The sequence below is a fragment of the Pseudomonas sp. genome, from assembly GCF_049301935.1.
In the GTDB taxonomy this organism is placed as follows: domain Bacteria; phylum Pseudomonadota; class Gammaproteobacteria; order Pseudomonadales; family Pseudomonadaceae; genus Aquipseudomonas.
The window spans coordinates 23,116-29,140 of the sequence record NZ_JBAQLP010000134.1 but is presented as its reverse complement, the minus strand read 5'-3'; the positions used below and the strand labels follow the sequence as shown (position 1 = coordinate 29,140).

Genomic DNA, 6,025 nt, shown 5'->3' with positions numbered 1-6,025 from the left:
GGCTTGCCCGCGATGCTTTTGCGTTGCCGGCTTTCGCGGGCAAGCCCGCTCCTACAAAGGCCTACAGCACCGAGCAACAGGTAATGAGTAGATAGCCTTTGGATTACGCGGCGACCGATGGCGATGTTGTTGCTTAAACCGCGACCATCGCCGCTAACCCAGCCTACCCTGCTGAGCTATCTGCGCGGCGGCAGCAGACGGCTTAGGCGGGCATCCAGGCGGCGTTTCAGCTCGGCCTCGATCTGCGGCACGAAATCATCAATTACATCCTGCAGGATCAGTTGCGCAGCGGCGCGCAGCTCGCTGTCCAGGCGATTCAGCTCGCTGTCGCGACTGACGCTCTGGCTAACGGTTTCACGCAGGGTCTGCGCCACTGGCGGCTTGGCTGCAGGTGCCGACACGGCGGCCACGGGTGGTGGGGTGACGATATCCGAGAGCAGGGGGATGCTGTCCGGGTCGAGCGAGTCGATCAGCAGCGGTGGTTCGAGGTTTTCATCGCCCAGCAGTTGGCGGATCGACTCCAGGTCGTTCAGCAGTTGGGCGGGTTTTTGTGGCGGTTTTGGGGTGTCCATGGTGGCAACTAGCAGGCGGTTGAAAAGCGTAGGCGAGGCAGGCAAGACAAGGCAAAAGTGGCCGAGGAAGCGGAGTTTACGTGTTGTAAATGAGTATTCCGAGGCCGCTTTAAACGCAGTATTGCCAACGCAGGTAGTTTTTCAACGGCCTGCTAGAGTTCGACTCGTTTGGGATCATACCCGCGCTGCCGGTAACTGCGGAAATTCTCCCGGCAGGCGGTCAGCAGGTCGGGTTCCTGGTTGACGATTTCAATCACCCGGCTAAAGCGCTCGATCTGTGGTGAAAGGGTGCTGCCTAGGTTGATCAGCACGCCCTGAGCGCTGCTGGGTTCTTCGTCCAGGCCAATCACCACCGGTGCTTGCGCGTCATCTTGATAGAGGCTGTGCGGCACAAAGCTTTCCGCCTTGAAGCGCCACAGCAGTTCGTCCACCGCGCTGCATTGCTGGGCATCGCTGCCGCGCAGAAACACCGGCAGACCGGCGCGCCAGGCCTTCATCGCCAGCTGACAGGCCGCGCGCAGGCGCTCGCCCGGCACGGCGGTGGAGAGTACATAGAATTCTATTCGGGGCATGGCGGCACGCTTTGGCGTTAGTTGCAGGAGCGGCTTGCTGACAGGCGCGCAGCTTACCAGTCAATCGCGGTCAACACCGCTCCTGCAATGCGCCTGGAACTCAGGCGTTGCTGCGATCCAGCAAGTACTGCGTCAGCATCGGCACTGGACGACCGGTTGCGCCTTTGTCCTTGCCGCCGCTGACCCAGGCCGTGCCGGCGATATCCAGGTGCGCCCAGTTGAAATTCTTGGCAAAGCGCGAGAGAAAGCAGCCGGCCGTGATGGTGCCGGCCTTCGGCCCGCCGATATTGGCGATGTCGGCAAATGGGCTGTCCAGCTGTTCCTGGTACTCGTCATACAGCGGCAGCTGCCAGGCGCGGTCGTCGGCGCTGAGGCCGGCACCAAGAATCTGCTGCACCAGTTCTTCGTTGTTGCCCATCAGGCCGGAAACATTGCTGCCCAGGGCGACAATGCAGGCGCCGGTGAGGGTGGCGATGTCGATCACCGCTTGTGGCTTGAAGCGCTCGGCATAGGTCAGGGTGTCACACAGCACCAGGCGGCCTTCGGCGTCGGTGTTGAGGATTTCCACAGTCTGCCCGCTCATGCTGGTGACGATATCGCCTGGGCGCGTGGCGCCGCCGCTGGGCATGTTCTCGGCGCAGGCCAGCAGGCACACCAGGTTGATCGGCAGTTGCAGCTCAAGCACAGCCTTGAGGGTGCCGAATACGCTGGCGGCGCCGCACATGTCGTACTTCATCTCATCCATGCCGGCAGCCGGCTTGATACTGATGCCGCCGGTGTCGAAGGTGATGCCTTTGCCGACCAGTGCGAAGGGTTTCTCGGATTTCTTGCCGCCCTGGTAATGCATGACGATCATCCGTGGCGGCTGATCGCTGCCCTGGGCCACGGCGAGGAAGGCGCCGGCACCGAGCTCCTTGAGCTTCTTCTCATCGAGAATGTCGACTTTGAGGTTCTTGTAGGCCTTGCCCAGATTTTTGGCTTCTTCGGCGAGATAGCTCGGGTGGCAGAGATTAGGCGGCAGGTTGCCGAGGTCCTTGGTAAAGGCCATGCCGGCGGCAATCGCCTGGGCGTGGCTGCTGGCGCGCTCGGCGTCGGCCAGGTTGGCTTTGTCCGTGAGCAGGCTGAGCTTCTTCAGCGCGCCGGCTTCGGCCTTCTGGCTCTTGAAGCGATCGAAGCAGTAGCCGGCATCGGCCAGGCTTTCCACCATCAGGCGGGTTTTGCCGTAGCTGTCGCGGCCCTTGACCTGCAGCTCGTCGAGGGCGAGTACCGCGTCGCTGCCGCCGAGGTTTTTCAGGCTGCTGTAAACGCTGCTGATCAATTTGCGCAGTTGGCGGTCAGACAGTTCGCTGTCCTTGCCGGTGCCGACCAGCAGCACGCGTTCGGCTTTGAGGTTCGGCAGGTTATGCACCAGCAGGGTCTGGCCGACCTTGCCGGCCAGGTCGCCGCGCTTGAGCAGGGCGCTGATCGCGCCAGCGCTGGCAGTGTCGATGGCCTTGGCGGTTTCGCCGAGTTTTTTACCCTCACCAACAGGGATAACCAGGGTGGCGGTTTTTAGTGTTTCCGGGCGGGCGCTTTTAACAATAAATTCCATTACGTGGTGTCCCCAAGACAAGGCGTCGGTATTGCAGGATAATGCCGGCTATTTTTCGATGGTTCGCCAGTTGGGCGAGCCGGCAAGCAGTGCGGCTAGTTTGATCTTAGCCGCCTGAGCCTGACAACCCTGGAGTGTCTGGTTTGATCGTCTTCCGTTACCTGTCCCGTGAAGTGTTGCTGACCCTGAGTGCCGTGAGCGCGGTGCTGCTGGTCATCATTATGAGTGGCCGCTTTATCCGTTACCTGGCCCAGGCCGCGCAGGGTTTGCTCGACCCTGGGGTGCTGCTGCTGATCATGGCGTATCGGATTCCCGGCTTTCTGCAGCTGATTCTGCCGCTGGGGCTGTTTCTCGGCTTTCTCCTGGCCTACGGGCGGATGTACCTGGACAGCGAGATGACGGTGCTCTCGGCCACCGGCATGAGTCAGCAGCGCTTGTTTGTCTACAGCCTGGCGCCGGCGACATTGGTGGCATTGCTGGCCGGCTGGTTGAGCCTGGGCCTGGCCCCGCAAGGCGTCGAGCAGGTGGCGCGGATTCTTAACCAGCAGAGCGCCATGACCGAGCTGGATACCCTGGTGCCAGGGCGTTTCCAATCGATGAAAAATGGCTCGCGGGTGACCTACACCGAGGAATTGTCTGAGGATCGCGGCTCGCTGGCCGGGGTGTTTATCTCCGAGAAGCAGCTGTCCCGCGAGGGCGACAAGGAGCGCGGTATCTCCGTGCTGGTGGCCGAGTCCGGTCGCCAGGAGATCCAGGCTGACGGCAGCCGCTACCTGATTCTGGAAAACGGCTACCGCTACGACGGTAATCCGGGCCAGGCCGATTACCGCGCCATCAAATACGCCACCTATGGCGTGCTGCTGCCCAAGCCGGAAGTAGCGGTGGAGGTGACCGACCGCGAGGCAATGCCGACGCGTGAGCTGATGGGTAATGACCAGCCGCGTATGCAGTCCGAGCTGCAGTGGCGCTTGTCGATCCCGGTACTGGTTTTCGTGGTCACCTTGCTGGCGGTGCCGCTGTCGCGGGTCAATCCACGTCAGGGTCGCTTCCTCAAGCTGTTGCCGGCCATTCTGCTGTACATGGCGTACCTGGCGCTGCTGATTGGTGCGCGTGGCGCCTTGGATAAAGAGAAAATCCCCGCAGCCTTGGGCTTGTGGTGGGTGCATGGGCTGTTCGCCTTGATCGGGCTGCTGTTGCTGTATTGGGAACCGCTGCGCTTGCGCTGGACGGCCCGTCGTGTGGCACTGGAGGTGGCCCGTGGTTAAGTTGGATCGCTATATCGGCGCCCAGGTATTTGTCGCCATCCTGGCCGTACTGGGCATCATTGTCGGCCTGGCACTGCTGTTTGCCTTTATCGATGAGCTAGGCGATGTCGAGGACAGCTACAGCCTGCTCGATGCCCTCGGTTATGTACTGCTGACGGCGCCGCGGCGCATCTATGAAATGCTGCCGATGGCGGCGCTGATCGGCTGCCTGATCGGTTTGGGGTCGCTGGCCAGTCACAGCGAACTGACCATCATGCGTGCGGCCGGGGTATCGATTGGGCGGATTGTCTGGGCGGTGATGAAGCCGATGCTGGTGCTGATGCTGGTCGGCGTACTGATCGGCGAGTACCTCGCGCCTTATAGTGAGAATCAGGCCCAGGCCAGCCGGGCCATGGCCCAGGGCGGCGGTGAAGCGCAGAGCGCCAAGCGCGGTCTGTGGCACCGCCAGGGCCAGGAATATGTGCACATCAACGCCGTGCAGCCCAATGGCGTGCTGCTTGGGGTGACTCGCTATCGCTTCGATGAACACAAGCGCATGCAGTCATCCAGCTTCGCCCGGCGCGCCCAGTACCAGGGTGATCACTGGCAGCTGGAAGATGTCGCGACCACGCATTTTCGTGAGCGCAGCAGCGAGGTTATTCAGCAGGCCAGCGAGCGCTGGGATGTCGAGCTGACCCCGCAGTTGCTCGGTACCGTGGTGCTGGCACCGGACGCGCTGTCGATGAGCGGGTTGTGGCGCTACATCCACTACCTGGCCGAGCAGGGCCTGAATAACAGTCAGTACTGGCTGTCGTTCTGGACCAAGGTGCTACAGCCCTTGGTTACGGCCGCGCTGGTGCTGCTGGCGATCTCCTTTATCTTCGGTCCGCTGCGCTCGGTGACCCTCGGGCAGCGGGTATTTACCGGGGTGCTGGTGGGTTTTGTGTTCAAAATCAGCCAGGACCTGCTCGGCCCATCGAGCCTGGTATTCGGCTTCTCGCCGCTGCTGGCCGTGTTGATCCCTGCCGGTATCTGCGCCTTGGCCGGCGTCTGGCTGCTACGCCGCGCGGGTTGATTCAGGCGCAAAAAAGCCGGCGTGCACACTGGGCGCACGCCGGCTTTCTTGTATCTGGGGTTTTACTTTTTATGGATGTTCTTCGGCAGCTGAATCACCTGACTGTCCGAATAGATGTCATGCCAGCTGCGCTTTTGCTTGTCCCAGAGCACCCAGAGAAAGCCCAGGCCGAATAATAGCCAGGAGCCTATGGCCACCAGAAAACGCAGCAGCGCCTGCCATAGGCTGATCGCCGTACCGTCGGCGTTCTGGATGCGCAGGCCCCATACCTGCATACCCAGGGTCTGGCCGTTGTGGGTCCAGAACTTGGCGAAGAAGCCAAACAGGCTGAGAAACAGCACAGTCGAGAGCAGCGGGTCGCCATCCAAGGCGCCGGCGTCGGACATCTGCTTGAGTTGCGCCTCGCCGTAGATGCCCATCAGGATCAACTTGTAGATAAAGGTCACGACTATCAGCAGGGCAATACACAGCAGAAAGTCATAGAAGATGGCGGCGAGGCGGCGGATCAGTCCGGCGCTGGGGAATTCACCCTGCGGGCGCAGCAGGTGTTTCGGCATGGTCGGCTCTTTACTCAATCGGCTGGCGGAATGGCGGCAACAATACGGCATTCGTGGGAGTGGTCGGCCATAAAAAACGACCGGGAGACATGTTTAACGTCGCGTAGCGACGGCCCAAAGGGCCGCCGCCATGGATGGCAGGGCATAAAAAATGATCGGGAGTCATTTTTAACGTCGCGTAGCGACGGCCCGAAGGGGTGCAACCATGGATGGCAGGGCATAAAAAATGATCGGGAGTCATTTTTAACGTCGCGCAGCGACGGCCCGAAGGGTGGCCGCCATGGATGGCAGGGCATAAAAAATGATCGGGAGTCATTTTTAACGTCGCGTAGCGACGGCCCGAAGGGTGGTCGCCATGGATGGCAGGACATAAAAAACCCCTGATGTTGCCATCAGGGGTTCTTCAGTGCGGCA

6 protein-coding genes are annotated in these 6,025 nt (G+C 61.1%); 2 read left to right on the top strand and 4 right to left on the bottom strand.

Annotated elements, in window-relative coordinates:
- Positions 1 to 176: 176 nt before the first annotated feature.
- The 3 genes from WA145_RS17615 to WA145_RS17605 all read right to left on the bottom strand — a co-directional run bounded on the left by WA145_RS17615 (position 177) and on the right by WA145_RS17605 (position 2,735).
- A complete protein-coding gene (locus WA145_RS17615) occupies positions 177 to 572 on the bottom strand; it encodes a DNA polymerase III subunit chi (protein WP_422582803.1) in 396 nt (131 codons plus the stop codon).
- Between the two features lie 152 nt (positions 573 to 724).
- Complete coding sequence (locus WA145_RS17610; RefSeq protein WP_422582802.1) at positions 725 to 1,144, bottom strand: DNA polymerase III subunit chi; 420 nt, start codon at positions 1,142 to 1,144, stop codon at positions 725 to 727.
- Positions 1,145 to 1,244: 100 nt separating this feature from the next.
- Complete coding sequence (locus WA145_RS17605; RefSeq protein WP_422582801.1) at positions 1,245 to 2,735, bottom strand: leucyl aminopeptidase; 1,491 nt, start codon at positions 2,733 to 2,735, stop codon at positions 1,245 to 1,247.
- 143 nt (positions 2,736 to 2,878) lie between these two features.
- On the opposite strand from WA145_RS17605, the gene lptF reads away from it, so the two are divergent.
- The gene (gene lptF / locus WA145_RS17600) at positions 2,879 to 4,000 is read left to right on the top strand and encodes an LPS export ABC transporter permease LptF (protein WP_422582800.1); all 1,122 of its coding nucleotides are present in this window, start codon (positions 2,879 to 2,881) and stop codon (positions 3,998 to 4,000) included.
- Entirely contained in the window at positions 3,993 to 5,054 is a 1,062-nt protein-coding gene (gene lptG / locus WA145_RS17595) for an LPS export ABC transporter permease LptG (RefSeq protein WP_422582799.1), read from the top strand. Before lptF ends, lptG begins: the two co-directional genes overlap by 8 nt.
- Before the next feature lie 62 nt (positions 5,055 to 5,116).
- Here the strand turns inward: lptG and WA145_RS17590 are convergent, their stop codons facing one another.
- A complete protein-coding gene (locus WA145_RS17590) occupies positions 5,117 to 5,611 on the bottom strand; it encodes an RDD family protein (protein ID WP_422582798.1) in 495 nt (164 codons plus the stop codon).
- Positions 5,612 to 6,025: the final 414 nt, after the last annotated feature.